This window comes from Clostridium sp. AM33-3, assembly GCF_003480315.1.
Taxonomy (GTDB): Bacteria; Bacillota; Clostridia; order Lachnospirales; family Lachnospiraceae; genus Brotaphodocola.
In genome coordinates, this window is sequence record NZ_QUIV01000011.1 from 70,365 (window position 1) to 95,880 (window position 25,516).

The window sequence follows — 25,516 nt, forward strand, 5'->3', positions numbered from 1 at the left end:
TTAAATACCATACGAAAAGCGAGGTATTGGAATGTCAGAGAATTTAATTGAAGTAAAAAAACTCGTTACTCAGTTTTCAGGTAAGAATGGAACCGTGACAGCGGTAGACGGAGTATCCTTTCATGTAAAGAGAGGAGAAACACTTGGAATCGTGGGTGAATCCGGGTGTGGAAAATCCGTTACAAGTATGTCGATCCTGCGGCTGATTCCCAAGCAGACAGGAAAAATCGCATCTGGAGAGATTCTGTTCGAAGGCCGCGATCTGGCAAAGCTGTCAGAAAAGGAGATGCGTCAGATCCGTGGAAATGAGATAGCGATGATCTTCCAGGATTCCATGACAGGCTTAAACCCGGTTATGACGATCGGTAAGCAGCTGGTAGAAACCATTACCGCGCACAGTAAGATGGATAAAAAAGAGGCTTGGGCGAGAGCTGAGGAGATGCTGACGAAAGTCGGCATCCCTTCTCCGGCTCAGCGCCTGAAAGAGTTTCCGCACCAGTTATCCGGCGGTATGCGTCAGCGTGTCATGATTGCCATGGCACTGTCCTGCAATGCATCACTGTTCATTGCAGATGAGCCGACGACAGCCCTTGACGTGACGATCCAGGCCCAGATCCTTGAATTGATGAGGGAGCTGAAGGAAAAGGAGAATAAGTCCCTGATGCTGATCACCCATGATATGGGAGTTGTGGCAGAGATGGCAGATGACGTCATGGTCATGTATGCAGGAAAAGAGATGGAATACGGAGACGTAAGAAGTATTTTCAAAGATCCGCTCCATCCGTATACCCGCGGTCTGTTAAAGTCCATTCCACGTCTGGACCAGAGTTCCGATGATCCGCTGTTCAACATTCCGGGATCAGTTCCGGATTTGTCCGAGATGCCGAAGGGATGCCGTTTCTGCACCAGATGTCCGGAAGCAGACAAACGATGCAGGGAGCAGGAGCCGGGGCTTTACAATGTAAATGGAAGACAGGTACGCTGCTGGAAGTACGCACCGGAAGGAGGTCAGGATGATGTCAGAGGATAAGAAGGTATTACTGGAAGTTCAAAAAGTAAAAAAAGAATTCGTAACATCAAAGAGCCTGACTGGAAAGCCGTTAAAGATTGTCCATGCAGTGGATTCTGTAGATCTGACCATCTATGAAGGCGAGACCATCGGCGTTGTAGGTGAGTCCGGGTGCGGCAAGTCCACACTGGGCCGCTGTATCCTCCAGCTGATCAGACCGACGGCTGGAAATGTGTTGTACCGTGGTGAGGATATCACCAAACTGAACAAGGAGCAGATGCGCCAGATGCGGCGCAAGATGCAGCTGATCTTCCAGGATCCGTACGCATCCCTGAATCCGCGTATGACCGTTCTCGAGCTGATCATGGCCCCGCTTGAGGCCTTCGGGATCGGAACCATGGAAGAGAGAGTTCAGAGAGTCAAAGAGATCATGGAACTGGTGGGCATGCCGGAAAATATGATGAACCGCTACCCGCACGAGTTCTCCGGCGGACAGAGACAGAGAATCGTCATCGCGCGTGCTCTGGTCTTAAATCCGGAATTTGTTGTCTGTGATGAGCCGGTATCTGCACTGGATGTATCAGTCCGTGCGCAGGTACTGAATCTGATTCAGGAATTAAAGAAGAAAAAGCATTTAACCTATATGTTTATTTCCCACGATCTGAGCGTTGTAAAGTACATTTCCGACCGCATTGCCGTGATGTACCTGGGCCGGATCGTAGAGATCGCAGAGAAAAATGAGCTTTATAACAATCCACAGCATCCGTACACGAAAGCACTGCTTTCCGCAATCCCGATTCCGGATGTGGATAATAAAATGAAACGGGAAATTCTGACAGGGGATGTTCCGAGTCCTCTGAATCCGCCGTCTGGCTGCTATTTCCACACCAGATGCAAGTACGCTACAGAACGATGCAAGACCGAGTGTCCCGCATTACATGATGTAGGTAACGGACATATGGTAGCATGTCATCTAACTTAAAGGAGGCGCGCAGAATGTACAAACCAGACGAAGCTTTAAAGCAGAGCATCGATCAGTGGATCGAGGCGAATCAGAATGATTTTGTAAGGGACCTGGCGAAACTGGTTGCGATACCGAGTATATCGGTAGAGAACGATGGGCCATGGCCATTTGGAGAAGAATGTAAGAACGTACTGGATAAAGCAGCAGAGATTGCCGGAGAATATGGATTTACGGTAGTAAATCATGAATATCACTGCGGCAGCTGTGTGGTACCGGGTACCGGCGAGCATCCGAAGCGAATCGGAATGTTTGCTCACCTGGATGTTGTTCCGCTTGGAGACGGATGGCAGTATCCGCCGCTGGGCTGCACCTTAAAGGACGGTTTTCTGATCGGACGCGGTGTAGGGGATAACAAGGGTCCGGCCATCTGTGCGCTTTATGCACTACGCTTTTTAAAAGAACATAAAATAGAATTAAAAAATGATGTCATGATTTATTTTGGATTGTCGGAAGAAACAGGTATGAAGGATATCGAGTATTTCTGCAAGACGCAGCAGATTCCGGATCTGTGCCTGGTCACCGATACCAATTTCCCGATCTGCTATGGAGAAAAAGGTCTGCTGCGCGCAGAACTGAACCTCCGGACAGACGGAAATCTGATCGATTTTCATGCCGGAAGCGTTGTGAACGTAATCCCATCCAGGGCAGAAGCGCTGCTTTCCGGTGTATCCCTGGAAGAGGTAAAACGTCAGCTTGGAGATCAGGAAGCACTTACGGCAGAGGCAGATGGTCCGCATGTGCGGATCACGGCAACCGGAATTTCCAGACATGCAGCATTCCCGGAGGGAGCTGTGAACGCGGTTCAGGTTCTGGCAGCAGCATTATCCGCCACCACCCTGCTTCAGGGAAACTGCGCCGATGCAGTGAAAGGCCTGGCAGAGCTGACTTCTGACTTTTACGGAGCAGGAGCAGATATCTCCTTTGAGGACGAAGCGTCCGGAAAGCTTACCGCTGTCGGAAGCGTAGTACGCATGGAAGCCGGAAATATGAAGATTCTTTTTGATGTCCGCTACCCGGTTACGACAGATGGCGAGGAGGTCAGCCGCCGCTTTGAGGCATGCAGTGAGAAGAAAGGCTTCTCGTTCAGGGTGACGGAGCTTTCCAGACCGGCTTACCAGCCGATCGACCGGCCGTACATTCCGCTGTTATGCGATATCTGCGACGATGTCCTTGGAAAGCATTACGAGCCTTATACCATGGGAGGAGGAACCTATTCCCGCAAGCTTCCGGTAGCAGTCGGTTTTGGACCGGGCGTACCGGACGCAGTCAATCCGTTTGAGAGCGGTCATGGACAGGGACACCAGCCGGATGAATGTGTTCCGCTGAAGATGTTGCTAAATGGCCTGAAAACATATATAATTGCGTTGTTGGAGCTTGATAAAATGATGTAGGGAAGGGCAAAAAAACGGTATGAGTGGAAAGCCATCTTTGAAGGCCGAGATTTATGAAGCTGTTTTGAGTGATATTATCCAGGGAATTTACAAACAGAACGAAATTATTACGGAGAAACAGCTGATTGCCAAGTACGGAGTGAGCAAATCTCCGATTCGGGATGCCCTGATCGAACTTTGTAAAGAGGGAGTTCTGATCAGCCATCCGCGCTACGGCTACGAGGTGGTACGGATCAATGAGAAGGAGATCCTCGATGTCGTGGATTTCCGAATTCTGATCGAAACCGGTTGCTTCCGGGTTTATGCTCCGACGTTTACCCCGGAAGATATTACGGAACTGAAGGAGTTCACCATGAAGGAATGCTGCTGGAATGGGACAGATGAGCTTCCGGCATTGAAACACTGGGAAAACAACATGAAGTTCCATCTGAAGCTCATTTCCTACAGCGGCAACGATTACTGTTACCATATGTTGGAGAGCAGTACCGGAGTTCTGACCCGTGCCTATGCACAGCGCTTCTGGGATCAGCGGGATAACCGGTCCTGGAATGTGGATGTCGAAGGCCATCTTTGCATTATCCGGTGCATGGAGGAAGGCAGATTTGACCAGGCAGAGCAGGCATTAAAAAAGGATATTGCGTCCTTTCTGGATATCATGTGTCCGAATTACGCGAGGACTTTTAATCTGTAGTAAATGGAGAAAAGGGAGAGGCTGTCATGAAATGGAAACGTACCAGATTCCATTTTGCGGCAGCCTCTTTTGTCAGTCATCTTTTCTCTTTTTCTTTTGGAAAAGAAGGCGTATAATGAAAGGCAGTATTTGAAAGAAAAAATGGAGGAGACAGAGAATGGGGAACGGATTGTCTGACAGAAAGGCAGATACACAGGAGCTGATGCAGATTCGGCAGGAGGCTTATGAGGCAGCCTCCCAGCTTCTTGCGGCAGCGCATCCGAAGAAAGGAAGCATTCTGGTGGTGGGATGTTCTACCAGCGAAGTTGCCGGTGAGCGGATCGGAAGCTTTTCCAGTCCGGAACTGGGACAGGCACTTTTTGACGGCGTATATCAGGCAGCTAAGGAAGCGGAGGTATTTCTGGCCGCCCAGTGCTGTGAGCATCTGAACCGGGCACTGATCCTGGAAGAGGAAGCGGCAGAACGTTATGGCTATGAGCAGGTCAATGTGGTTCCGCAGCCGAAGGCCGGCGGTTCCTTTGCGACAGCTGCATATCACAGCTTTGCGCATCCGGCAGCAGTGGAGCATATCCGGGCAGCAGCCGGAATGGATATCGGCGACACCCTGATCGGCATGCATTTAAAAGAAGTGGCGGTTCCGGTACGGATTGAGCGGCGTCAGATCGGAGCAGCCCGGGTGATCTGTGCCAGAACAAGACTGAAGTTTACCGGCGGAGCAAGAGCCGTATACGACGAGAGTCTGTTATAAAAGGAATTGCATCTATCGCAGATCAATGTGGATAACAGATGGATTTTTTCTTGACGCTGTGTATAATTTCGCTTAAAATGAAACAACGACAATATATACAGAGATACACAGGAAAGGAAGCATTTGTTTATGGGTATCATAAAAGCTTCAAAATTAATATATGATTACATCCGTCGGGATGAAGATGACCATGTGGAAGAAGTAAAACGTGCGATCGATGATCTGACTCTGGACATTAACCAGGGAGATTTTGTGGCTATTCTGGGGCACAACGGCTCCGGAAAGTCTACCTTTGCCAAACAGGTGAACGGCATTCTGCTTCCGACAGACGGCACTGTCTGGATCTCCGGTATGAATACAGCGGACGATGCTCATATCTGGGATATCCGAAAGACTGCAGGCATGGTATTCCAGAACCCGGATAACCAGATCATTGGCAACATTGTGGAAGAGGATGTGGGATTTGGACCGGAGAATCTGGGAGTGCCGACCGACGAGATCTGGCGCAGGGTAGACCAGAGCCTGGAGGCAGTCGGCATGACTGCGTACCGTTTAAAATCACCAAACAAACTGTCCGGCGGTCAGAAGCAGCGTGTGGCTATTGCCGGTGTCATGGCTATGCGTCCGCAGTGCATCATCCTGGATGAGCCGACTGCCATGCTGGATCCGAATGGTCGCAGGGAAGTCATCGCGACCCTTCATGAGCTGAATCGTCAGGAGAAGATCACGGTTCTTCTGATTACCCATTATATGGAAGAAGTCATTGATGCGGACCGTGTTATTGTTATGGATGACGGAAAGCTGGTTATGGACGGAACACCGCGGGAAATCTTTTCCAGGGTAAAGGAACTGAAGGAATATCGTCTGGATGTTCCGCAGGTGACGGAGCTTGCCTATGAGCTGAAGCAGGCAGGCGTAAACCTTCCGGATGGAATCCTGACGATGGATGAGCTGATGGAGAAGCTTCTTCCCATTCTCCACGAAAAATTTCCAGAGGTAAAATAAAAGGAGGCATATATGTCGATCAGGGCAGAACATTTGAATCATATATATGGTGAAGGAACAGCCTTTGAGCAGTATGCCTTAAAGGATGTTAGCTTTGAGATCGAAGATGGACAGTTTATCGGGCTGATCGGTCATACCGGTTCCGGAAAATCCACGCTGATCCAGCATCTGAACGGACTTTTGCGCGCCAGCAGCGGCGCAATCTATTATAATGGAGAAAATATCTACCAGGATGGCTATGACATGAAGGCCCTGCGCAGTAAGGTAGGGCTGGTATTCCAGTATCCGGAGCATCAGCTTTTTGAGGTGGATGTCTTTTCGGACGTATGCTTTGGTCCGAAGAATCAGGGCCTCTCAAAAGAAGAGGTAGAGGCCCGGGCCAGGGAAGCACTGATCCAGGTTGGACTTGATGAAAAACTCTGGCAGCAGTCACCGTTTGAATTATCCGGCGGTCAGAAGCGTAGAGTTGCCATTGCCGGGGTGCTGGCCATGCATCCGGAGGTACTGATCCTGGATGAGCCGACTGCAGGTCTGGATCCGAAGGGCCGTGATGAGATCCTGGATGAAATCTCCGCATTGCACCGGGAACATCATATGACCATTGTGCTGGTATCTCACAGCATGGAGGATATTGCCCGCTATGCGGACCGGATCATGGTGATGAACCATGGTGAAAAGATATTTGACGCGCCGCCGAAGGAAGTGTTCCGCCATTACAAAGAGCTGGAGGCCATGGGACTGGCTGCCCCTCAGATCACCTACATTGTACATGGCTTAAAGGAGCATGGCGTGCCGATCGCAGACGATATTACCACAGTGACAGAGGCAAGGGATGCGATCCTGCATCTGCTCGGGAAGGATGAAAGACCATGATTCGCGATATTACATTAGGACAATATTATCCGGTGGATTCTGTGCTGCATCGCATGGATCCGAGGACGAAGCTGTTTGGAACGCTGGTGTTCATTGTTTCTCTGTTTTTTGCAAACAGCATTGCCTGCTATGTGGCGGCCACCCTGTTTCTGGTCACAGCCATCCGCATGTCAAAGGTACCGTTTTCTTTCATGGTGCGAGGCTTAAAGGCAATTTTATTTTTACTTTTGATCAGTGTGAGCTTTAACCTGTTTCTGACGCCGGGAACACCGGTCGTTCAGTTTGGTATCTTTAAGATTACCCAGGAGGGCATCCGAACCGCAGGCTTTATGGCCCTGCGACTGATCTATCTGGTGATCGGTTCCTCAGTCATGACGCTGACGACTACGCCGAATGAACTGACAGATGGCCTGGAAAAGAGCCTGGGTTTCTTAAATAAGGTTGGAGTACCGGTGCATGAGGTATCCATGATGATGTCCATCGCACTGCGGTTCATCCCGATTCTGGTAGAAGAGACCGACAAGATCATGAAGGCACAGATGGCGAGAGGCGCTGATTTTGAGAGCGGCAACCTGATCCAGAAGGCAAAGAGCATGGTGCCGCTTCTGGTGCCGCTGTTTATCTCTGCGTTCCGCCGCGCAACGGACCTTGCCATGGCTATGGAGGCACGCTGCTACCATGGCGGCGAGGGCCGTACCAAGATGAAACCGCTCAAATATGCCAAGCGTGATCAGGTGGGATATCTGGTGTATGTGATCTACCTGATGATCGTGATCCTGCTTCGTGCGTAGGATGATAAAATAAAATGTAACTGTAAATTGCTTCCTGTCATGATGGCCGGGAAGCAATTTTTGACTTGCGCATCCGGCAGGAAAATCTGCCAGGGCAGATTCTCGCATATCATGAAAGCTCAGGCCGGGATGCTTTGGGAGGATAACATTGATGAAACGAGTAAGAATGGTGGTAGCCTATGACGGAACTGCCTACCGCGGCTGGCAGCTTCAGCCAAACGGCATCACCATAGAGCAAGTGCTGAACCGGGAACTGACTGCTCTTTTAAAAGAACCAATTTCTGTCATCGGTGCAAGCCGTACGGATTCCGGCGTACATGCCCGTGGGAATGTGGCGGTTTTTGACACGGAAAACCGCATGCCGGCAGATAAGATCTGTTTTGCTTTAAACCAGCGTCTGCCGGAGGATATCCGGGTGCAGAGTTCGGAAGAGGTTCCGGCGGACTGGCATCCCAGAAAGGCTAACTGTACCAAAACCTACGAATATAAGGTGCTGAACCGGAAAATTTCCATGCCGTTGGAGCGTCTGTATGCCCATTTCTGCTATTTTAACCTGGATCTTGATAAAATGAGAGAGGCAGCAGCGCATCTGGTGGGAGAGCATGATTTTAAGAGCTTCTGCACTGTGCGGACCCAGGCAGAGGAAACCGTGCGGACCATCTACAGTCTTGATATTACAAAACAGGATGACATGATCACCATTCGTATCAGCGGAAGCGGTTTTCTCTATAATATGGTGCGCATCATTGCAGGCACGCTGCTGGAGGTTGGAATGGGGGCTTATCCACCGGAACACGTGGAAGAAATTCTGGATGCCAGGGACCGCCAGGCAGCAGGACGCACGGCACCGGCCAGAGGCCTTACCCTGGTCAGCATGGAGTATCAGCAGGAATTGCCTGACTGGCATCACCGGGAGAACAAATACTGGGAATATGACATTCTGCAGTCTCATATCAAACAGGACAAGACAGCGTATTTTGCGATCTCGCGCTGCGCGGATGAGGAACTGGATGGAATCCTGCGGCGAAATATCCACCATGCATTCCAGAACGGAGCAGACCGGGTATATGTGACAGATCTGGAAAGAGGCAAGGACCGCCTGGTTCCGGGGCAGATACACGGGCGTTATGTTCTAGGGGAGATGCCGGAAACAGCAGAGATATGCCTGACCGACGAAGAACGGAAAAAACTGGTTCAGACAGACTGCCGGTGGGTAACTGCGCTCCCGGCTGTGGATAACTCTCCGGAAAAATAAAAAAACGGTGGAAAACCCCTCAAAAAGGCGTAAAATCAAGGAAAAAGCGCTTGACACAAAGAATCGCTTATTATATAATATACAACTGTGACGTTAGGTGGAAATGCTTAGGCCAAAGCCCCGGAATAGGCATTTTACTATACATTTCAAAACAATTGCGGTGATGAACCGTTAGAATCAGATAGTTTAACAGGAGGTTAACCAATGAAGAGTTTTATGGCTAGTCCAGCGACGATTGAGAGAAAATGGTATGTAGTAGATGCTGCCGGATGTACTTTAGGACGTTTGGCTTCAGAAGTAGCAAAAGTATTAAGAGGAAAAAATAAACCGATCTACACCCCGCACATCGACTGTGGCGATTATGTGATTGTTGTTAATGCAGATCAGATCAAAGTAACCGGTAAAAAGTTAGATCAGAAGATCTACTATCATCATTCCGATTACGTAGGTGGTATGAAAGAGACCACTCTGCGTGAAATGATGGCTAAGAAGCCGGAGCGCGTTGTTGAGCTGGCAGTTAAGGGAATGCTTCCGAAAGGACCTTTAGGAAGAAGCATGATGACCAAGCTTCATGTATATGCAGGACCGGATCATGAGCAGGCAGCTCAGAAGCCGGAAGCTCTGGAAATCAAATTCTAAGGAAAGGTACTGAAAGGAGGAAGTTATCATGGCAAATAAATATTACGGAACAGGTAGAAGAAAAAAATCTATCGCAAGAGTATATCTGGTACCGGGTACCGGTAAAATCACCATCAACAAGAGAGACATCGACGAGTATCTTGGTCTTGAGACCTTAAAGGTAGTTGTTCGTCAGCCGTTAGTAGCAACCGAGACCGTTGACAAGTTCGATGTTCTGGTTAACGTTCGCGGCGGCGGTTTCACCGGCCAGGCTGGTGCAATCCGTCACGGTATCTCCAGAGCACTGCTTCAGGCAGACGCTGAGTTCAGACCGGTTCTGAAGAAAGCAGGCTTCCTGACCAGAGATCCGCGTATGAAAGAGAGAAAGAAATACGGCCTCAAAGCCGCTCGTCGCGCACCTCAGTTCAGCAAGCGATAATCTACAACTTAAAAATGCTAAAAAAGCCCGGAAATACGCCATTTTCCGGGCTTTTTCTATGCCTGAAATCACCTGATTCCGATGGTGAAATTTGAGGAAATTTGACTTCAAATTAGTCCATTTTGATGGGTTTACCATGGGTTTACGGCCTATTTTTGAGCCTAATGGGTGGGAAAATGGGTTTACAGAAGGCCATTTTGGAGGGAAAATTAGCCCCATATCCTTGACAGATTTTCGGTAAAAATCCGGCTGAAATGGAATGAAAAACAGTGTCAGGATCGTTTGGCGAGTTCTGACGAATTCTGCAAAAAAATAATATCAGGTATCCTGTTACATAGAGCCTTGGCTCATTCTTTGAAAACGAGAATGGGTCGAGGCTCTATTTTTTTTCGCCTGAAATCCGGCGAGACAAATTTGAGTAGGAGGTAACAGGTATGGACTATGCACAGGCATCTCCATCCCTGTCGCAGGCACAGCGGTTGAAAAAGCTCTCGCAGGAGGGCGGCTGCACCTTGGATGCCATGTGTGAAGTGATGAATGAAATAAAAAAGGATGAGCTTGACCATGTGACGATTAAAAATGAGGTTCTTCGGAAGTATTTTCCGAAATCCTATACGCCGAAGCAGATGCAGGACACGATTATCCGGCTGCTGGAAAAGTGGCAGCGAAGTAAACAACGAGATATGGAACGATGAGAAGGAGATTTTTATGATGTTGAACTTTAAGAAGAATCAGAACAACGCAGTGTGTAGCATGGACTGTAAGAACTGCCGAACGGTGCCTCGCAGCCGAATCCGATGGATGATCCCAAGTTTGAAAAGTCCATTGCGATGGTGATCCTGCCGGGGGATGGCGTCGAACTTCTGACCGAGGCTGGCAGTCGAGATATCTTTGAGGATGTTTACGATGAGATGGAGGCTGACCTGGTGGCAGATGGGGAACTGCTTCTCCATTATGATAAGAGCGATGTGATCGAGACTGATAGAACCCGCTATCTGCTGGGAGCTGCGGAAGTTTCGGAAATCGACCAGAACGGCAACGAGTGCAGCATCAATCTGTTTACGCTGGAACGCACCATCGACTATGTGAACGAAAACCTGACGGTGGTTTCCATTGGCGGCGAGTTGGTTCCGGCACTGCGCCTGATCTAAGGAGGTGCCTATAAAGAAATTTGATGTGGAGATTACAGAGACTCTCCAGAGAAAGGTTTCCGTGGAAGCTGCCTCACAGGAAGACGCGGAACGCATGGTGACGCAGGCGTGGAACAATCAGGATTATGTTCTGGATTCCGGCGATTTCACCGGTGTGGACTTCAAGACCGTGGGAGAACATGAACTGGCAGAGACCAGGACGATGGATGTGCTGCTGGTACAGCCCAATGCTTACCCGAAGAAAATCAGTGTTGGCACGGAGCTGGAAGATTTGCAGGCAATGGTCGGTGGTGATATTGAAGTCACCTATCCGTTTGAGGATAATGTGGCCATTATTCTGAATGAATCTGGCAAAATAAATGGACTGCTCCTGAACCGTGCGATTTACACCGAAGATGGGGATATGTGGGACATTTATGCCGGTGATTTTCTGGTGGTTGGGCTGACAGAGGATGACTTTGGTTCTCTGACTTCGGAGCAGATGCAGAAATTTGAGGAACAGTTCCATCAGCCCCAGATGTTCGTTCGCATGGGACGCAGCATCATGGCGATTCAGGTTCCGGATGACATGGTGAAGAAGATGGAGGAAAAGGCTGCAAAGCCCCAGGAAAAGAGTAAACCGGCACCATCAGGCGAAGGTAGCTCAGAAAACAGCGCAGCTGCCGATTGGGAAGCAAAGTATCAAAGAACTGATCGGTCAGAATCAGGGAGTCAGCAGTATCCCCATTGAGAAAACGGATTTGAAAGGCTTTGAACAGGTGGCGCGGAAATACGGTGTGGATTATGCCATTACGAAATCAAAAAATACAGTAAGAGGGCTGTAAAAAGACCTCTGAGCATTTCGTTTAGTGTAAAGAACTTTTTTGCTTCTTACACGAACTTTGAAAACGAAACAGCCTGCCCATAGTGATACCAGAACTGAATAGGCATTCAGCGTGTCTTTTCTGGTTAATACGTCCCGGAAACATCAGCACCCGGTACAGGAACGGATATGGGATGAGAACAGGAATTTAATAAACGAAGGAAGGAGGACATCTGACTATGACAGAGATGTAATTGTAGGAGAAGTATGATATTATGTGAGTAACAAATCGGGAGTTGTAGTAAAGGAGGTTTACAATGGGGTTTTGGATTTTTATGTTGATTATGGATTTGCTTCTTCCATTTACGATGATTGGTTTTGGAAGATATTTTATGAAAAAGGCTCCAAAGGAAATAAATTCAGTATTTGGATATCGGACTTCGATGTCTATGAAGAACAAAGACACATGGGAATTTGCTCATAAATATTGTGGTAAAGTCTGGTATGTCTGTGGAATGGTTATGTTGCCGATAACAGTAATATTCATGCTTTTAGTGATTGGAAAAAATGAAGATTGTGTTGGGAGTATAGGAGGAATTATCTGTGGTGTTCAACTTATTCCTTTAATTGGGTCTATTCTCCCAACAGAAATAGCATTAAAAAAGAATTTTGATAAGAATGGAACAAGACGATAAATTCTCGTTTATCCAATAGAAAAATAAGAATAGATTGGAGAAAGATATGGCTTCAAGTAAAGAATATTTAACCTTTATATTGGAACAGTTATCCGATTTAGAGGGAATTTCATACCGTGCGATGATGGGCGAGTATATCATCTATTATCGTGAGAAAATTGTTGGCGGTATATATGACGATAGGTTGCTTGTAAAACCTGTAAAATCTGGTGTTTCACTTATGCCTAATGCAATTTATGAGTTGCCCTATGATGGAGCAAAAGAGATGTTGTTGGTTGATAATGTTGATAACAAAGATTTCCTGACAAGATTGTTTGTCGCTATGTATGATGAACTTCCTGCACAAAAAAAGAAGAAGTCATAAAATCGGAAGTTTACAGCGAGGTGAAAGAGGTTGAATTATGTAGAATATGGAAAAGAAAACAGCAATGTAATTATCCTTTTACACGGAGGCGGTTTATCATGGTGGAATTACAAAGAGGTTGCTGAAAGACTTCAAACAGATTATCATGTGGTTTTGCCTATATTAGATGGTCATGCAGGATGTGATAAGCAGTTTACAACGATAGAGAATCCTCCATGTCAGCACGGATTATCTTCTAATGGGCAGTGAGCCAAGTAAAGAGGAAGTCAAAAATGATCTTCTGAGCATTATTTCGGAGCTGTCTACGATTGCGAAGAAAATCTAATCGTGCTCTGCGTTTGGAAATGACAAAATAGAGATACTACACCATTGCAAAAAAGAAGTGAGCACGATATAATATGAATAAGATGGCAAAAGTCACCGCAATGGTGTGAAAATAGATTTTGGCTGTTTCCATAAGGAGTAGATCGAGAGGCGTTATCCTCAGTGGCTGAAAATACAGATGTGTGATGCTTGCAGCAAGCTATTTGTATAAGCCGAAAGGCCGCAGAAATGCGGCTTTTCCTAAATACGTGAGTTAGCCGAAACTAACTTGTCAATGCGCGCGTGCTGGTTAGATGAATCTAACCGCAAAAGGAGAGACAGCAATGCGAGAACACAAGAATTTCTGGGACAGAAATGCAGGTCTGTATGACTGCTTTATGCGAAAAGACAGGGCAGTATACGAGAAAATGTATGAGCTGATCCGTCCGGTCGTGAAAGACAAAACAGTGCTGGAGGTGGCTACCGGAACGGGACTGATCGCCAAGCACATCGTAAAAGCAGCGGCACACATCGAGGCGACGGACGCCTCCGTGGAGATGATCGCCGAGGCAAAGCGGGATAATCAATCTGCAAAGCTGCACTTTTCGGTGCAGGATATGTTCCGCCTGCCCTATGCAGACAAGTCCTTCGACGTGGTGATCGTGTCCAACGCGCTGCACATCGTGCCGCAGCCGGAGAAAGCCCTTGCCGAGATTCATCGGGTGCTGAAGGACGATGGCGTACTCATCGCGCCGACCTTCACCCACGCGGGGAACTCGTTTTCCGGCAAGGTCAGGGCATTTTTCATGAAGCTGGCGGGCTTCCCTCTCCACAGAAAGTGGACGAGCGAGGAATACTTGCGCTTCCTGCGGCAAAACGGCTGGGCGGTGCGGAAAAGCGTTGTTCTGAAAGCCTCATTCCCGCTGACCTATGCCGAGTGTGAGAAAACGGAGGTGTGATATGTCATTCTTTGAAAACACCCGCAAGCCTGTGGGGCTTGGCGGGAAAATTATGGTTGCTATGATGAATCTGGGACACAGTCCCGTGGCGCGGTGGGGGCTTCGCTTTTTAGAGCTTGCGCCGGATGCCAGAGTGCTGGATTGCGGCTGCGGAGGAGGCGCCAATATCAAAAGGCTGCTGAAAAAATGCCCGCAAGGCATCGTCAGGGGTGTGGATTATTCTGCTGTCAGCGTAGAGAAAGCCCGGAATTTAAACCGGACTGCTATTCAGAAAGGGCGCTGTGCGGTGTGGTAGGGCAGCGTGGAACACATCATCTTTGCAAAGGATTGGTTTGATGCGGTTACCGCGTTTGAAACGGTCTACTTCTGGTCGGATTTGCCACGGTGCCTTCGGGAAGTCCGGCGGGTGTTGAAGCCCGGCGGGACCTTTCTCATCTGCAACGAAAGCAACGGTGACACGGACAAGGACGAAAAGTGGACGGAGATCATCGGCGGCATGACCATCTACAAAGATATTGAATTAAAGGCGTATCTGGAGCAGGCAGGCTTTCACGATGTACAGATACACAAAAAGAAAAGTTGGCTCTGCATCACGGCGCGAAAATGAGGAGATCAAGCATGAGCATTTTTGCATCCATCCTGCACATGGCTTATAAGCTCTCCGGCGCGAAAAAGGCGTTCGCTTTGCCGGAGGATGCGCTGCAAAAGGAAATCGAAAAGCAGAACCGGCACCGCGGCATTTTTACGCCCACCGACCGCAAGGCGTATTATGAAACAATTACAGTGAACGGCTTTCCCTGTCTGATCGTGCGAGAGCGTCCGAAACCGTCCAAGCGTGCTATTCTCTATTTCTTCGGCGGCGGCATGGTGATCGGCCCCGATAAGGGCGACCTGCCTGTGATGCGCAAGCTCTGCCGCGAGACCGGCTGTGATGTGTGGTTTCCGTTTTACCCGCTCTGCATGGAACACTGCATTACTGAAACATACGCGATGGTGTACGAATGTTATCGAAAAATGATTGCACTGTACGGCGGCGGAAATGTCAGTACTTGCGGCTTTTCCTCCGGCGGTGCGCTGGCGCTGGGCATTGCGGCGCACAATAACGCGCAGCCCGAACCGCTGCCGCAGCCGAGGCACATCGTCGCCGTATCCCCCGGTGAGGTGCCGTGGAACGATGCGGAAAAGGCGCGGATGCAGGCGCTCAATGAATGGGACATCTCCATCGACTATGCCTTTATAGTGACAGTGAAAAAATTCATGCGGCACGGCTGCGAGAATGTGCCGGACTATATGCTCTCCGGCTCCCGGGGAGATTTTACCGGCGTAGGCGATATCCACTTCTTCTATTCTGCCGATGAAGTACTCTACGGCGCACTGCCGGACTTCGAGGAAGCCTGCAAACGGGCGAATGTCCCATATACGGTGTCTGCCCGCCCGAAGATGGTGCATTGCTACTGTATGCTGCCGATCTTCAAGGAGGCAAAAGAGGACTTTGCGAAAATCGTGGAGATTTTGGAGAAATGAGGCCGGAAACAATTTTTATGACGGCATGATCACCTGCTCTACCCTGAGTGGGAAAGCGGTGTGCCGTTTGGTGTGGGCAATGAACAAGGCAGAAAACGACGATTATCTGGAAAAAGCGCTGTCTGGGATTCCGGAGAATTTCTCCGGTAAGCTGCTGGAAGTGCCGGTGGGAACCGGCATTCTGACCATGCCGGTTTATCAGACTATGCCGGAGGCAGACATCACTTGCCTCGATTACTCGGCGGATATGATGGGGCAGGCACAGGAAAAGGCGGAGCACCTGCGTCTGAAAAATGTAACCTTCCGGCAGGGCGATGTGGGGGCACTTCCCTATGCAGACGATACCTTTGACATCGTTTTGTCGCTGAACGGCTTTCACGCTTTCCCGGACAAGGAGGCCGCCTATCGGGAGCTTTTCCGGGTCTTGAGACCCGGCGGGACATTCTGCGGCTGCTTTTATGTGATGGGCGAGCACAAGCGGACGGACTGGTTCGTCCGGCGCGTCTATGAAAAGACGGGGTTCTTCACACCGCCCTATGAGACGGCGTTCAGCTTGAAAAAACGGCTGGGGAAACTGTACGAAGCCGTAACACTTGGAACCGTGAAGAGCATGGCATGGTTCGTCTGCCGGAAAGCAGAATGAAGAGAACAGGGATGGTTTTACAAACGATTCTGGAGGGCCTTGGACTGGGGCGTTGCTGGCGCTTGTCTGCGCTGTGGGCATCTGCAAAGGGGCTGTTGGGGTGGTGCATCTTTATAGCCCGGCGGTGCAGCAGCGGTGCTGGCGGTCCTTATGACGGCTTTTATTCACTGAGGAAAGGAGAGACAATGAAGTTTAAGACATTGGGAAATCGGAATGCTCCCGCTGTTTTGTTTTTTCACGCAATGGGCGTGACGGGGGAGAGCAGCGAACCGGTTGCAAACTATTTACAGGATAGATATTTCTGTATTCTGCCTACTTCCACGGTGTACTGCAAAGGGCAGAAATATGTCAGCAAGGCAGACGAGGTTCGTCAGGTGGAAGCATATCTGAAATCGCAGGGAGTGGAACGCCTTGAACTGGTTGTGGCTTCCTCAATCGGTGCCGACCTTGCCATGGCTTTTTTAACAGGCACGAAGCTGCCCATCGGACACGTTTTCTTTGACGGCGGGCAGTTTGCGCAAATCGCAAAAGGAACGCGCCGCGTTATGACGCCGTTTTTGTATTTCGCTATCAAGAGCCTGTATTGGTCAAAGGGCGGTACACTGAAAAAGATTTTGTGGTGTGACGATGACTCCATAAAGCCGTATTTTATAGCCGCAGGCGAAAATCTGACCTATACAAATCTGCGGCGACAGATTCTGGACAGCCTGGAGGATAAACCCTTTCCGTCACTTTCCAAAGAAATGCAAAGGCATATCTATTTCGAGTTTGGCAGCATAGAAGACCATTTCAAATACCGTCAGATCGTGATGGAAGCCTACCCCTGCGGCAATTACCCCGTGTTTGAGGGGAATGATCATATGCAATATCAGATTCGTGATCCGCAAGGCTTTGCTGAAATGCTGACATATATCGCTGCGTATGACGGTATGCCGAAGCTCCCGTTTATCAGAAAGTATGAGGACCCGATATGAAATACAGGATTGAGAAAAACACCGTGCAGGAGACGTTAATTCTTCCGCTGTATTCCCGGAAGCTGTGCACAGAGCTGTATCCGAACCTTTACCGGGACGAAACAGCGGTGTGCCTGATCGATGAAATCGACTACGACTTTTCGGAGGCAGAGAAAAATTCTCGCAGCCTGATGCAGCGTTTCGGTGCGCTGGAGGTCGCCATGCGGCAGAATGACCTTGCGTGGGAGGTACGGAATTATCTGAAAACCCATCCCAGCGCAGCGGTGGTCAACCTCGGCTGCGGTCTGGATAACATCGGTAGAGCCTGCGACAATGGCAGATGCAAGATCTACAATCTGGATTTCCCGGATGTGATCGCCTTGCGGCAGCAGCTGCTGCCTGCCGGGGAGCGGGAGCAAAACATCCCCTGTGACCTAAAAGACCCCGCATGGTTTGACAAGATCGATGCTTCTGGCGGGGCGGTGTTCTTTGCCTCCGGGGTGTTCTATTACTTTCTGACGGAGCAGGTCAGGGCGCTGGTGCAGGGGATGGCGAATGCCTTTCCCGGCGGGGTGCTGGTCTTTGATGCCGCCAACCGGACGGCAGTGAAGATGATTGCAAAAACGTGGCTCAGGACTGCAAAAATCAAGGATGTGGGCGCGTATTTCGCGGTTTCCGACGCGGAAAGGGAGCTTTCTCCATGGGACAGCCGTTTGCAAGTATCCAGGATGGGCTATATGCTGGGGTACAACGATTTGAAAGACCCTTCCGTCAGCGGCTTTTTCCGATTTCTCGCCAAGGTTGGGGACAACGGGATGAAAATGCAGATCGTAAAGATTGGATTTGGAGACAAGCTATGAAAATTCTGGTATATGGTGCAGGCGTTCTGGGGTGCAATCTGGCAAGAAATCTGCTGCGCGCCGGAAAGGATGTCACTCTGCTTGCGCGGGGAAAACGGGCTGCGGAGATCAAGCAGAACGGCCTGCGGATCAAGGACAAATTTTCGCTCCGCACCTCGGTCAGCCGTATTCCGGTGGTGACTGAACTTGCACCGGATGCAATGTACGATGTGATCTTTGTGGTCCTGCGCTATACACAGCTGGATTCCGCTCTGGACACGCTGCGGGCGAATCGGACGAAGAACATCGTTTTTGTGGGGAACAATGTGCAGGCGAGGGTGCTGGCGGCGGCGCTGCCGGGGAAGATGGATGCAGAGATCCGCACGGTTCCGGGCGGTCATGAGGGCTTCATTGTTCAGGCGGAACGGTATCTTGATTTGATGGAAACATTTTTGCAGAGAAATGAAATTTGACAGTTCACGTCTGCGAATCAGTAAGAAAAAGCGAATCTTCAGGAAAAGAGAATGGCTATGTATAAATCACTTTTTGATCTTTCCCCGGAGCAAACTGCTTCCACGGCGATGCCCCGCACCGTCGTGTTCTCCAACGGAACGGGGAGCGGGAGTATGACCATCTGTCCACTGTTTTCGGGGGCAGAACTGTACTACAACGATATGCATCTTGTTTCCTTTGACGAGGCTCCCGCACCAGCGCGGAATGTGATCGAGATCAACCACTGCCGCGTGGGGCGTTACGAGTGCAGTTTTGGGGAAAATAGCTGCTGCTATCTGGCAGCAGGGGATTTTGCGGTGTGTGCAGCAGCGCGCAAGAAATCCTCCTCCTGCTTCCCATTGCGGCACTATCACGGCATTACCATTCTGCTGGATCTGGATGCGATCTCGCCGGAAATGCGGAGCCAGATGGAATGGTATGGCGTGAATCTGAACGCTATCCGGCAGTATATCTGCACAGAGAACCGCTGCTGCATCCTTCGGTCTGCGCCTGTGGTTGCACATGTTTTTTCCGAGTTGTATACAGCTCACGCTGTGCCGGACACCGGCTATATGAGGTTGAAAGTACTGGAGCTGCTGCACGTTCTGAGCCGCCTGAAAGGCCGGGATGATGTGCAGCAGACAGACTACTTCAATCAGCATCAGGTGGAATGTGCCAGACGCGCGGCAAAACTTCTCACACAGAAACTGACCGTCCATCAAACCATTGAACAGCTTGCGCAGGATGTTGGACTTTCGGCTACAGCACTCAAGAGCTGCTTCAAAGGCGTTTACGGCAGCTCGGTCTATGCATATCAGAAGAAATACCGCTTGCAGATGGCACAGAAGCTGCTGACCGAAACGGACAGCACTATTGCAGAAATTGCACACCAGATCGGCTACGAAAATCCAAACAAGTTTTCTTCCGCGTTTCGCCAGTCTCTTGGTATGACCCCGACGCAATATCGGAAGATGCGTCCGATTGGATAGATTTTGTCTGTTTGGTTCTTGTAAAAAACGGCCTGTTCCAGTAAAATCTGTTTGTGGTTAGCGAATGCTAATTACAAAATCAAACGATTTTTCTGGAGGGGATTTTCCATGCGTATGATGAAAAAAGTTCTGGGTACGGTGACCGTACTGGCTCTGTTGTTTCCGAAACGACATCCGCAGCGGCGGATGAAAACGTAGCTGCCATTGCACAGTTACTGAACGACTTGACAGGCAGCTATCAGGAGCTGTGGCCGGTAATTTTGGCAGACGAATATCAGCAGACATGGCTGGACGACTGTACCGCCCTTGTGGGAGAGGAAAATGCGGAAGCTGCCTTTGAAAAGCTCTCTTCAATGGTTACGGGCGATGTCTACGGCGAGGATGCCGTCGAGGCCTATGCAAACGGCGGCGATGCCTACTTCTGCGACCTTGCGACCCTGACCTTTGACGGCGAAACTTCCACCATTTCTGGTACCGATAAGGATGGCAATGAGCTGTTCTCCCATACCTATCACTACATTGGCATGGAGCCTGTGCGTGGACTGTATGAGTTTGAAAGTGATGATGCCGATTCCGGCGAGTTTACCTATTTTTTCCTCGCGCCAGACACCAGTGCGGAAACCTACCACATTGAGTTTCGCTATGGTTCGGATGCAGATGCTCTGAGTCAGTATGATGCAGGCGATTATGCTTACTGGCTGGCATCTGGCATTTCTACGGATTGCGACCAGACTATGATAGACAACTGCATTGAGCTGTTCTGTACTGAAAATCTAGCAGGTTAATACGCAGAATGTGCTGTGGAGCAAAAACGCCACGGCACATTTTGGCATAAAAATTATTTGAAGGAGGTCTTTCCGTGAAAAAACAGTCCGATCTTTCCCGGCTGATGGGCTATGCCGGGAACTACCGAGCCTTTACCTACGCTTCATGGGTGCTGTCTGCGGTCAGTGCGCTGGTGGCACTGGTGCCCTTCGTATACATCTGGAAAATCCTGCGGGATGTGCTGAACGCCGCGCCGGACTATGCGCAGGCGGTGAACATCCCCCATTACGGCTGGATGGCAGTGCTGTTTGCAGTGCTGTCCTACCTCATTTACATTGCGGCGCTGATGTGCTCTCATCTGTCAGCGTTCCGGGTGGCGACCAATCTGCGGCTGGCGGTGTCGGAGCATCTGGCGGTGCTGCCGCTGGGCTTTGCCGAAACTTTTGGCAGCGGCAAGCTGCGCAAGATCATCCACGAAAGCACCGGAGCCGCCGAGACCTATCTTGCCCACCAGCTGCCCGATCAGTATAACGCCATCGCAACCCCGGTGGGGCTGCTGGTTTTGCTGCTGGCATTCGACTGGCGGCTGGGGCTGCTGAGCCTTGCGCCGGTGGTGCTGGCGTTTCTCATCATGGCAACCATGATCGGCAAGCAGATGGCTGAAAAAATGCGGCAGTACGGCAACGCTTTGGAATCCATGTCCAACGAGGCCGTGGAGTACGTCCGGGGCATCCCGGTGGTCAAGACCTTCGGGCAGTCGGTCTTTTCCTTCAAAAAGTTCAAGGCCACCATTGACGAATACGAAAAGTGGGTCATCTCCTACACCAAAGACCTGCGCCTGCCCATGATGTTCTACACCGCCGCCGTCAACGGCGTGTTCGCCTTTTTGATCGCGGGCGGACTGCTGTTCACGGCACACGGTGTCACGCCGGAATTCCTGCTGAACCTGCTGTTCTATATCATCATTACGCCGGTGATCTCCCTGACTCTGACCCGTATGATGTATATGAGCGAGAGCAAGATGGTGGTAGCGGATGCGCTGGCACGCATCAACTCGGTGCTGGAGGCGGTGCCCATGCAGGTGCAGGCTGTTCCGCAGCACCCGAAGGATTCCTCTGTCACGTTGCAGGATGTGCATTTCAGCTACGACGGAAAAACCGAGGTCATCAAGGGCGTTTCGCTGGAGATTCAGCCGGGACAGACCGTGGCTTTTGTAGGTTCCTCCGGCGGCGGCAAATCCACGCTGGCAAACATTGTCTGCCGGTTCTTTGATGTGCAGAGCGGCAGCGTCCGGGTGGGCGGAGCGGATGTGCGGGCTATCCCCAAGGAAGAGTTGATGGATACCATCTCCTTTGTGTTCCAGAACAGCCGTCTGCTCAAGGGCAGCATTCTGGATAACGTCCGTCTGGGCAGATCGCAGGCCACCGAGGCTGAGGTACTGGCAGCGTTGAAGGCGGCGCAGTGCATGGATATTGTGGAGAAATTTCCGGCGGGCATCCATATGGTCATCGGCACCAAAGGCGTGTATCTTTCCGGCGGCGAGCAGCAGCGCATCGCCATTGCTCGTGCCATGCTGAAAAATGCGCCCGTCCTGATCCTGGACGAGGCCACCGCTTTTGCTGACCCGGACAATGAAGCAAAAGTGCAGGCCGCTTTTGCCCAGCTTGCCAAGGGCAAAACGGTGCTGATGATCGCACACCGCCTGTCCACCGTCGCCAACGCCGACTGCATCCATGTGGTGCAGGATGGGCAGATTGTGGAATCCGGCACAAAGGATGAGCTGTGCGCACAGAACGGCTTGTTTGCTCGGATGTGGCAGGATTATCAGGCTTCGGTGCAGTGGAAGGTCGCAAAGGAGGGGTAAGGAATGATCGGAAAAATTCAACACGCCACAGCCAGCTCCCCGGAGGGCGCAAAGGGGCTTGTAAAGGGCGTTCTGGCCTGTGCGTTCCAGAACATGGCGTTCATGCTGCCCACCGGGCTGCTGTATCTTCTGGTAAAAGACTTGCTGGCAGGCTCCACGAGCGGGAGAAGCACCTTCTATCTGCTGGGGTGCGTTGCCTGCTTTGCACTGATTTTACTGACCACATGGTTCCAGTACAACGGCACCTATTTTACCACCTATAAAGAGAGCGGCACCCGCCGCCTGACCCTTGCGGAGCGGCTGCGGAAGCTGCCCCTGTCCTATTTTGGCAAGCGCGACCTTGCCGACCTGACAAGCACCATCATGGCGGACTGCGAGGTGTTGGAAAAGGACTGCTCCCACTTCATTCCCGGTCTGTTCGGTTCCCTCATTTCCACGGTGCTCATTGCCCTGAGCCTGTTTGCCTTTGAGTGGCGGATGGCACTGGCGGCACTGTGGGTCATCCCGGTATCTGTTGCCATCGTGGTGGGCAGCTACTGGGTGCAGGACAAGGTGCAGGTCAGGACCATGGCGGCGAAAATGGCCTGTGCGGACGGCATTCAGGAGTATATCGAGACCCTCCGCGACCTGAAAGCCAGCAATGCGGAGCAACGTTATCTGTTCGGCCTTTCCGACAAAATTCGGGCAGTGGAAAAGCAGTCCATCGTGGCAGAACTGACGACAGCGCTGTTCGTGTCCTCTGCGGGTATGGTGCTCAAGCTGGGCATTGCGTCGGTGGCGCTCACCGGCTCAGTGCTGCTGGTGCAGGGCAGCATCGACGTACTGACCCTGTTTCTGTTCCTGATGGCGGCATCCCGGATGTACGACCCCATGCAGGGCGCTTTGCAGAATCTGGCGGCGGTCATCGCCATGCGCACCAATGTGGGGCGGATGAATGAGATTCTGGACGCTCCCCTGCAGACCGGCAGCGAGCAGCTGACCAATCAGGGCTGCGATATCGTGTTCGACCATGTGGGCTTTGCCTATAACTCCGGCGAGACGGTTCTGCGGGACGTTTCTTTTACCGCAAAGCAGGGGGAGGTTACGGCACTGGTGGGCCCCTCCGGCGGCGGCAAGACCACCGTTTCCCGGCTGGCAGCACGGTTCTGGGATTACCAGAAGGGTCGTATCACCGTGGGTGGCATGGATGTTTCCCAAATCGACCCGGAAAAACTGATGAGCCTGTATTCCATCGTCTTTCAGGATGTGACACTATTTGACAACACGATCCTCGAAAACATCCGTCTGGGACGCAAGGGGGCCACCGACGAGGAGGTCCTTGCGGCGGCAAAGCTGGCAAACTGCGAGGAATTTGCCGAGAAGCTGCCGGACAAGTGGAACACCAACATCGGCGAGAATGGCTGCGCTCTTTCCGGCGGCGAGCGTCAGCGCATTTCCATCGCCCGTGCTTTTCTGAAGGATGCGCCTATCATCCTGCTGGACGAGGCCACAGCCAGTTTGGATGTGGAAAACGAAACTGCTATTCAGGAAGCACTGTCACGACTTATCAAGGATAAAACGGTTCTCATTATTGCTCACCGAATGCGCACTGTTTCCAGTGCAGATAAGATTGTGGTGCTCAAAGATGGAGCAGTAGCAGAACAGGGATCGCCTGCACAGTTGCTGCATAAGGGCGGCATTTTTGCCCACATGGTACAGCTCCAGACTAAGAGCCAAGGATGGTCGTTGGTTAAGGCATAACAGAGAAGAAAAGCGAAACGGTCTGAGCCCTGTGTACAGCACGGGATACAGATATGCTGGATTTGAACCTGCCAAAGAATAGTTATGTGTTTTTACGTAAACATCTGGAGGAAGGCGTATATCAAGTTTCTGCTGTTTCTGCATCGGATGTACTGAAACGAAATACAGACTCTTTACGCTGTGCGGTCGAGAATGATGTGTTTGACTCGCTTCTGCAGGATTCGCTTTTGAACGAGTTGGAAATGGGGGATTAGGTGCAATATAACTGCTGACGGCGTAGAATCTTGGTGGCTAACTTGGTGGATATCTTGATGGGTGTCATCCTCTAAGTTATCATGGGTTGTGTCATAGGACTTATCATTGGCTGTGCCCATGATAGAGTGATCATGAGTGATTTGCTGATCGAACTGTCCTGTATGCAGGATTGGCCTGGAGCACAGGAGACTGTGCAGGAAATCCTGAAAGGGGACGAGTAGAAAAAAGAGCAGCTGCATGAGCAGGAAGTGCAGAAGGAAGAAGAAAATAGACAGAGCAGTTGATGATGGAATGTCCGGTGCAATGTGGGTGTAATGCTCATGTTGCATCGGTTTTTTTATCTACAAGTCAAGCTGCGAAGGACTTGGAACTGACACCTACTTCTATATCAAGGGAATCAAGACAGCTTGAAGAAATGGGATTGCTGCATATCAGAAAAGTCGGTGTGCAGAGGATCATGCAATCTGAGGATTCTCCGAAAACACTGTTCCAAAAAGCAGGAGATAAGTTGCTGAATCCAATAAAACGAACGGTTTATATTCCGAAAGAATTGGTGGGAACAGAGCTGTTGGAAAGTGGATATTCGGCGTTGGCAGAGTATTCCATGCTGAACACACCGAATGTCAGATGTTATGCGGCAGAAAGAATCTCTCAATGGAAAGATGTTATGAGCAATAGCTTGCAGAATTCGCAGGTGCAAGTGGCCGTAGAGATGTGGAGATACAATCCACGAAAATTGTCCACGCGAAACATTGTAGATGAGCTTTCGCTGGTATTGGCATTGAGAGAAGATGCAGATGAACGGGTTGAAGAAGCAGTAGAAGAAATGTTGAATGAACTGTGGAGGAAGATAGATGGTTACAGGAATTGATAGCTTTAAGGAATGGTTCAAGGGCAGTGAAGAACAATATGCTATCATTGGTGGAACTGCGTTCCGGCATTGTAACAATCGGAAGAGGTTTGCTCTGATTATGGATGTACCAAAAAACAAGCTGGGGCTGTAAGGCGAAGAAATGCTGGAAGTGGTTAATTTCAAATGTGGCCCAATTCTGATTGGAACACTGCGAGAGGAACCCGGCTTCTTCTCGGCGTATCACATGAGCAAGGATAGCTGGATTACTGTTGCACTGAATGGCAGCGTATCAGATGACAAAATCAAAATGTTGCTTGATATGAGTTATGAAGCAACGATACCCAAAACACGCAAAAAGAGATACTGACAAATTCTAGTTTTTGAAACTGAGAAACTGGAATTTGTGAAATCTACATATTTTAGAGACCGTTTCAAGTTTTGTGTAAACGTTAAAAACTGATATAAGATTTGTGAATAGTTA

30 protein-coding genes and 2 pseudogenes are annotated in these 25,516 nt (G+C 50.2%); all 32 read left to right on the forward strand.

Annotated features, from left to right (window positions below; all coding sequences use genetic code 11):
• Positions 1-31 precede the first annotated feature (31 nt).
• On the forward strand, positions 32-1,030 hold the full coding sequence (locus DW819_RS08305; protein WP_118732888.1) for an ABC transporter ATP-binding protein: 999 nt from the start codon (positions 32-34) through the stop codon (positions 1,028-1,030).
• Positions 1,017-1,991, forward strand: coding sequence for an oligopeptide/dipeptide ABC transporter ATP-binding protein (locus tag DW819_RS08310; RefSeq protein WP_118718816.1), 975 nt, complete (start codon positions 1,017-1,019; stop codon positions 1,989-1,991). Before DW819_RS08305 ends, DW819_RS08310 begins: the two co-directional genes overlap by 14 nt.
• A gap of 14 nt (positions 1,992-2,005) precedes the next feature.
• Positions 2,006-3,424 (forward strand): Sapep family Mn(2+)-dependent dipeptidase, encoded by a 1,419-nt coding sequence (locus DW819_RS08315; RefSeq protein WP_118732889.1) that lies wholly within the window; start codon positions 2,006-2,008, stop codon positions 3,422-3,424.
• Between the two features lie 19 nt (positions 3,425-3,443).
• Entirely contained in the window at positions 3,444-4,115 is a 672-nt protein-coding gene (locus DW819_RS08320) for a GntR family transcriptional regulator (protein ID WP_118732890.1), read from the forward strand.
• Between the two features lie 157 nt (positions 4,116-4,272).
• A complete protein-coding gene (locus DW819_RS08325; RefSeq protein ID WP_243025695.1) occupies positions 4,273-4,863 on the forward strand; it encodes a TIGR01440 family protein in 591 nt (196 codons plus the stop codon).
• A 129-nt stretch (positions 4,864-4,992) separates the two neighbouring features.
• Positions 4,993-5,868: an energy-coupling factor transporter ATPase gene (locus DW819_RS08330; protein WP_118732891.1), complete on the forward strand. Its 876-nt coding sequence runs from the start codon at positions 4,993-4,995 to the stop codon at positions 5,866-5,868.
• A gap of 12 nt (positions 5,869-5,880) precedes the next feature.
• On the forward strand, positions 5,881-6,741 hold the full coding sequence (locus DW819_RS08335; RefSeq protein ID WP_118732892.1) for an energy-coupling factor transporter ATPase: 861 nt from the start codon (positions 5,881-5,883) through the stop codon (positions 6,739-6,741).
• The gene (locus tag DW819_RS08340) at positions 6,738-7,532 is read left to right on the forward strand and encodes an energy-coupling factor transporter transmembrane component T (RefSeq protein ID WP_118732893.1); all 795 of its coding nucleotides are present in this window, start codon (positions 6,738-6,740) and stop codon (positions 7,530-7,532) included. The genes DW819_RS08335 and DW819_RS08340 overlap by 4 nt, the downstream gene beginning before the upstream one ends.
• A gap of 151 nt (positions 7,533-7,683) precedes the next feature.
• The gene (truA, locus tag DW819_RS08345) at positions 7,684-8,787 is read left to right on the forward strand and encodes a tRNA pseudouridine(38-40) synthase TruA (RefSeq protein ID WP_118732894.1); all 1,104 of its coding nucleotides are present in this window, start codon (positions 7,684-7,686) and stop codon (positions 8,785-8,787) included.
• A 204-nt stretch (positions 8,788-8,991) separates the two neighbouring features.
• Positions 8,992-9,426 carry a 50S ribosomal protein L13 gene (rplM, locus tag DW819_RS08350; protein ID WP_118732895.1) on the forward strand — a complete coding sequence of 145 codons (435 nt, stop codon included), beginning with the start codon at positions 8,992-8,994 and terminating at the stop codon, positions 9,424-9,426.
• Positions 9,427-9,454: 28 nt separating this feature from the next.
• Positions 9,455-9,844 carry a 30S ribosomal protein S9 gene (gene rpsI / locus DW819_RS08355; RefSeq protein ID WP_118732896.1) on the forward strand — a complete coding sequence of 130 codons (390 nt, stop codon included), beginning with the start codon at positions 9,455-9,457 and terminating at the stop codon, positions 9,842-9,844.
• Between the two features lie 434 nt (positions 9,845-10,278).
• Positions 10,279-10,539 (forward strand): annotated as a pseudogene (locus DW819_RS08360) (chromosome partitioning protein ParB); the annotation flags it as partial.
• Positions 10,540-10,641: 102 nt separating this feature from the next.
• Positions 10,642-10,995 (forward strand): hypothetical protein, encoded by a 354-nt coding sequence (locus tag DW819_RS08365; protein ID WP_243025697.1) that lies wholly within the window; start codon positions 10,642-10,644, stop codon positions 10,993-10,995.
• A gap of 25 nt (positions 10,996-11,020) precedes the next feature.
• A complete protein-coding gene (locus tag DW819_RS08370; RefSeq protein ID WP_243025711.1) occupies positions 11,021-11,725 on the forward strand; it encodes a DUF3846 domain-containing protein in 705 nt (234 codons plus the stop codon).
• A complete protein-coding gene (locus DW819_RS15935; protein ID WP_243025731.1) occupies positions 11,688-11,819 on the forward strand; it encodes a DUF3801 domain-containing protein in 132 nt (43 codons plus the stop codon). Before DW819_RS08370 ends, DW819_RS15935 begins: the two co-directional genes overlap by 38 nt.
• Before the next feature lie 295 nt (positions 11,820-12,114).
• Entirely contained in the window at positions 12,115-12,492 is a 378-nt protein-coding gene (locus DW819_RS08380; protein WP_003864540.1) for an SdpI family protein, read from the forward strand.
• Positions 12,493-12,538: 46 nt separating this feature from the next.
• Positions 12,539-12,856, forward strand: coding sequence for a TfoX/Sxy family protein (locus DW819_RS08385; RefSeq protein WP_118732897.1), 318 nt, complete (start codon positions 12,539-12,541; stop codon positions 12,854-12,856).
• Between the two features lie 30 nt (positions 12,857-12,886).
• Complete coding sequence (locus DW819_RS08390) at positions 12,887-13,105, forward strand: alpha/beta hydrolase (protein WP_243025713.1); 219 nt, start codon at positions 12,887-12,889, stop codon at positions 13,103-13,105.
• 398 nt (positions 13,106-13,503) lie between these two features.
• The gene (locus tag DW819_RS08400; protein WP_118732898.1) at positions 13,504-14,118 is read left to right on the forward strand and encodes a class I SAM-dependent methyltransferase; all 615 of its coding nucleotides are present in this window, start codon (positions 13,504-13,506) and stop codon (positions 14,116-14,118) included.
• A 1-nt stretch (position 14,119) separates the two neighbouring features.
• Positions 14,120-14,725 (forward strand): annotated as a pseudogene (locus DW819_RS08405) (class I SAM-dependent methyltransferase).
• Positions 14,726-14,736: 11 nt separating this feature from the next.
• Positions 14,737-15,642, forward strand: a complete 906-nt coding sequence (locus DW819_RS08410) for an alpha/beta hydrolase (RefSeq protein ID WP_207665302.1) — start codon at positions 14,737-14,739, stop codon at positions 15,640-15,642.
• Positions 15,611-16,285 (forward strand): class I SAM-dependent methyltransferase, encoded by a 675-nt coding sequence (locus DW819_RS08415; RefSeq protein ID WP_243025715.1) that lies wholly within the window; start codon positions 15,611-15,613, stop codon positions 16,283-16,285. The genes DW819_RS08410 and DW819_RS08415 overlap by 32 nt, the downstream gene beginning before the upstream one ends.
• A 185-nt stretch (positions 16,286-16,470) precedes the next feature.
• A complete protein-coding gene (locus DW819_RS08420; RefSeq protein ID WP_118732900.1) occupies positions 16,471-17,259 on the forward strand; it encodes an alpha/beta hydrolase in 789 nt (262 codons plus the stop codon).
• Positions 17,256-18,098, forward strand: coding sequence for a class I SAM-dependent methyltransferase (locus DW819_RS08425; protein ID WP_118732901.1), 843 nt, complete (start codon positions 17,256-17,258; stop codon positions 18,096-18,098). Before DW819_RS08420 ends, DW819_RS08425 begins: the two co-directional genes overlap by 4 nt.
• Positions 18,095-18,550, forward strand: a complete 456-nt coding sequence (locus tag DW819_RS08430; RefSeq protein WP_243025717.1) for a 2-dehydropantoate 2-reductase N-terminal domain-containing protein — start codon at positions 18,095-18,097, stop codon at positions 18,548-18,550. The genes DW819_RS08425 and DW819_RS08430 overlap by 4 nt, the downstream gene beginning before the upstream one ends.
• A gap of 57 nt (positions 18,551-18,607) precedes the next feature.
• A complete protein-coding gene (locus tag DW819_RS08435; protein WP_243025719.1) occupies positions 18,608-19,558 on the forward strand; it encodes an AraC family transcriptional regulator in 951 nt (316 codons plus the stop codon).
• Positions 19,559-19,818: 260 nt separating this feature from the next.
• Positions 19,819-20,343 (forward strand): hypothetical protein, encoded by a 525-nt coding sequence (locus tag DW819_RS08440; RefSeq protein ID WP_243025720.1) that lies wholly within the window; start codon positions 19,819-19,821, stop codon positions 20,341-20,343.
• 74 nt (positions 20,344-20,417) lie between these two features.
• The gene (locus DW819_RS08445) at positions 20,418-22,187 is read left to right on the forward strand and encodes an ABC transporter ATP-binding protein (RefSeq protein ID WP_182432601.1); all 1,770 of its coding nucleotides are present in this window, start codon (positions 20,418-20,420) and stop codon (positions 22,185-22,187) included.
• A gap of 3 nt (positions 22,188-22,190) precedes the next feature.
• Positions 22,191-23,927 (forward strand): ABC transporter ATP-binding protein, encoded by a 1,737-nt coding sequence (locus DW819_RS08450; RefSeq protein ID WP_118732904.1) that lies wholly within the window; start codon positions 22,191-22,193, stop codon positions 23,925-23,927.
• 538 nt (positions 23,928-24,465) lie between these two features.
• Entirely contained in the window at positions 24,466-25,053 is a 588-nt protein-coding gene (locus DW819_RS08460) for a hypothetical protein (protein WP_243025722.1), read from the forward strand.
• A complete protein-coding gene (locus DW819_RS15940) occupies positions 25,037-25,186 on the forward strand; it encodes a hypothetical protein (RefSeq protein WP_243025724.1) in 150 nt (49 codons plus the stop codon). The genes DW819_RS08460 and DW819_RS15940 overlap by 17 nt, the downstream gene beginning before the upstream one ends.
• Positions 25,187-25,195: 9 nt before the next feature.
• The gene (locus DW819_RS08465; protein ID WP_243025727.1) at positions 25,196-25,402 is read left to right on the forward strand and encodes an MmcQ/YjbR family DNA-binding protein; all 207 of its coding nucleotides are present in this window, start codon (positions 25,196-25,198) and stop codon (positions 25,400-25,402) included.
• Positions 25,403-25,516 lie beyond the last annotated feature (114 nt).

Excerpts from the sequence above, each read along its gene's own strand:
- DW819_RS08305 (WP_118732888.1), top strand. The coding sequence starts at position 32 with ATGTCAGAGAATTTAATTGAAGTAAAAAAACTCGTTACTCAGTTTTCA.
- DW819_RS08310 (WP_118718816.1), top strand. The coding sequence starts at position 1,017 with ATGTCAGAGGATAAGAAGGTATTACTGGAAGTTCAAAAAGTAAAAAAA.
- DW819_RS08315 (WP_118732889.1), top strand. The coding sequence starts at position 2,006 with ATGTACAAACCAGACGAAGCTTTAAAGCAGAGCATCGATCAGTGGATC.
- DW819_RS08320 (WP_118732890.1), top strand. The coding sequence starts at position 3,444 with ATGAGTGGAAAGCCATCTTTGAAGGCCGAGATTTATGAAGCTGTTTTG.
- DW819_RS08325 (WP_243025695.1), top strand. The coding sequence starts at position 4,273 with ATGGGGAACGGATTGTCTGACAGAAAGGCAGATACACAGGAGCTGATG.
- DW819_RS08330 (WP_118732891.1), top strand. The coding sequence starts at position 4,993 with ATGGGTATCATAAAAGCTTCAAAATTAATATATGATTACATCCGTCGG.
- DW819_RS08335 (WP_118732892.1), top strand. The coding sequence starts at position 5,881 with ATGTCGATCAGGGCAGAACATTTGAATCATATATATGGTGAAGGAACA.
- DW819_RS08340 (WP_118732893.1), top strand. The coding sequence starts at position 6,738 with ATGATTCGCGATATTACATTAGGACAATATTATCCGGTGGATTCTGTG.
- truA (WP_118732894.1), top strand. The coding sequence starts at position 7,684 with ATGAAACGAGTAAGAATGGTGGTAGCCTATGACGGAACTGCCTACCGC.
- rplM (WP_118732895.1), top strand. The coding sequence starts at position 8,992 with ATGAAGAGTTTTATGGCTAGTCCAGCGACGATTGAGAGAAAATGGTAT.
- rpsI (WP_118732896.1), top strand. The coding sequence starts at position 9,455 with ATGGCAAATAAATATTACGGAACAGGTAGAAGAAAAAAATCTATCGCA.
- DW819_RS08365 (WP_243025697.1), top strand. The coding sequence starts at position 10,642 with ATGGATGATCCCAAGTTTGAAAAGTCCATTGCGATGGTGATCCTGCCG.
- DW819_RS08380 (WP_003864540.1), top strand. The coding sequence starts at position 12,115 with ATGGGGTTTTGGATTTTTATGTTGATTATGGATTTGCTTCTTCCATTT.
- DW819_RS08385 (WP_118732897.1), top strand. The coding sequence starts at position 12,539 with ATGGCTTCAAGTAAAGAATATTTAACCTTTATATTGGAACAGTTATCC.
- DW819_RS08400 (WP_118732898.1), top strand. The coding sequence starts at position 13,504 with ATGCGAGAACACAAGAATTTCTGGGACAGAAATGCAGGTCTGTATGAC.
- DW819_RS08410 (WP_207665302.1), top strand. The coding sequence starts at position 14,737 with ATGAGCATTTTTGCATCCATCCTGCACATGGCTTATAAGCTCTCCGGC.
- DW819_RS08420 (WP_118732900.1), top strand. The coding sequence starts at position 16,471 with ATGAAGTTTAAGACATTGGGAAATCGGAATGCTCCCGCTGTTTTGTTT.
- DW819_RS08425 (WP_118732901.1), top strand. The coding sequence starts at position 17,256 with ATGAAATACAGGATTGAGAAAAACACCGTGCAGGAGACGTTAATTCTT.
- DW819_RS08430 (WP_243025717.1), top strand. The coding sequence starts at position 18,095 with ATGAAAATTCTGGTATATGGTGCAGGCGTTCTGGGGTGCAATCTGGCA.
- DW819_RS08435 (WP_243025719.1), top strand. The coding sequence starts at position 18,608 with ATGTATAAATCACTTTTTGATCTTTCCCCGGAGCAAACTGCTTCCACG.
- DW819_RS08450 (WP_118732904.1), top strand. The coding sequence starts at position 22,191 with ATGATCGGAAAAATTCAACACGCCACAGCCAGCTCCCCGGAGGGCGCA.
- DW819_RS08460 (WP_243025722.1), top strand. The coding sequence starts at position 24,466 with ATGATGGAATGTCCGGTGCAATGTGGGTGTAATGCTCATGTTGCATCG.
- DW819_RS15940 (WP_243025724.1), top strand. The coding sequence starts at position 25,037 with ATGGTTACAGGAATTGATAGCTTTAAGGAATGGTTCAAGGGCAGTGAA.
- DW819_RS08465 (WP_243025727.1), top strand. The coding sequence starts at position 25,196 with ATGCTGGAAGTGGTTAATTTCAAATGTGGCCCAATTCTGATTGGAACA.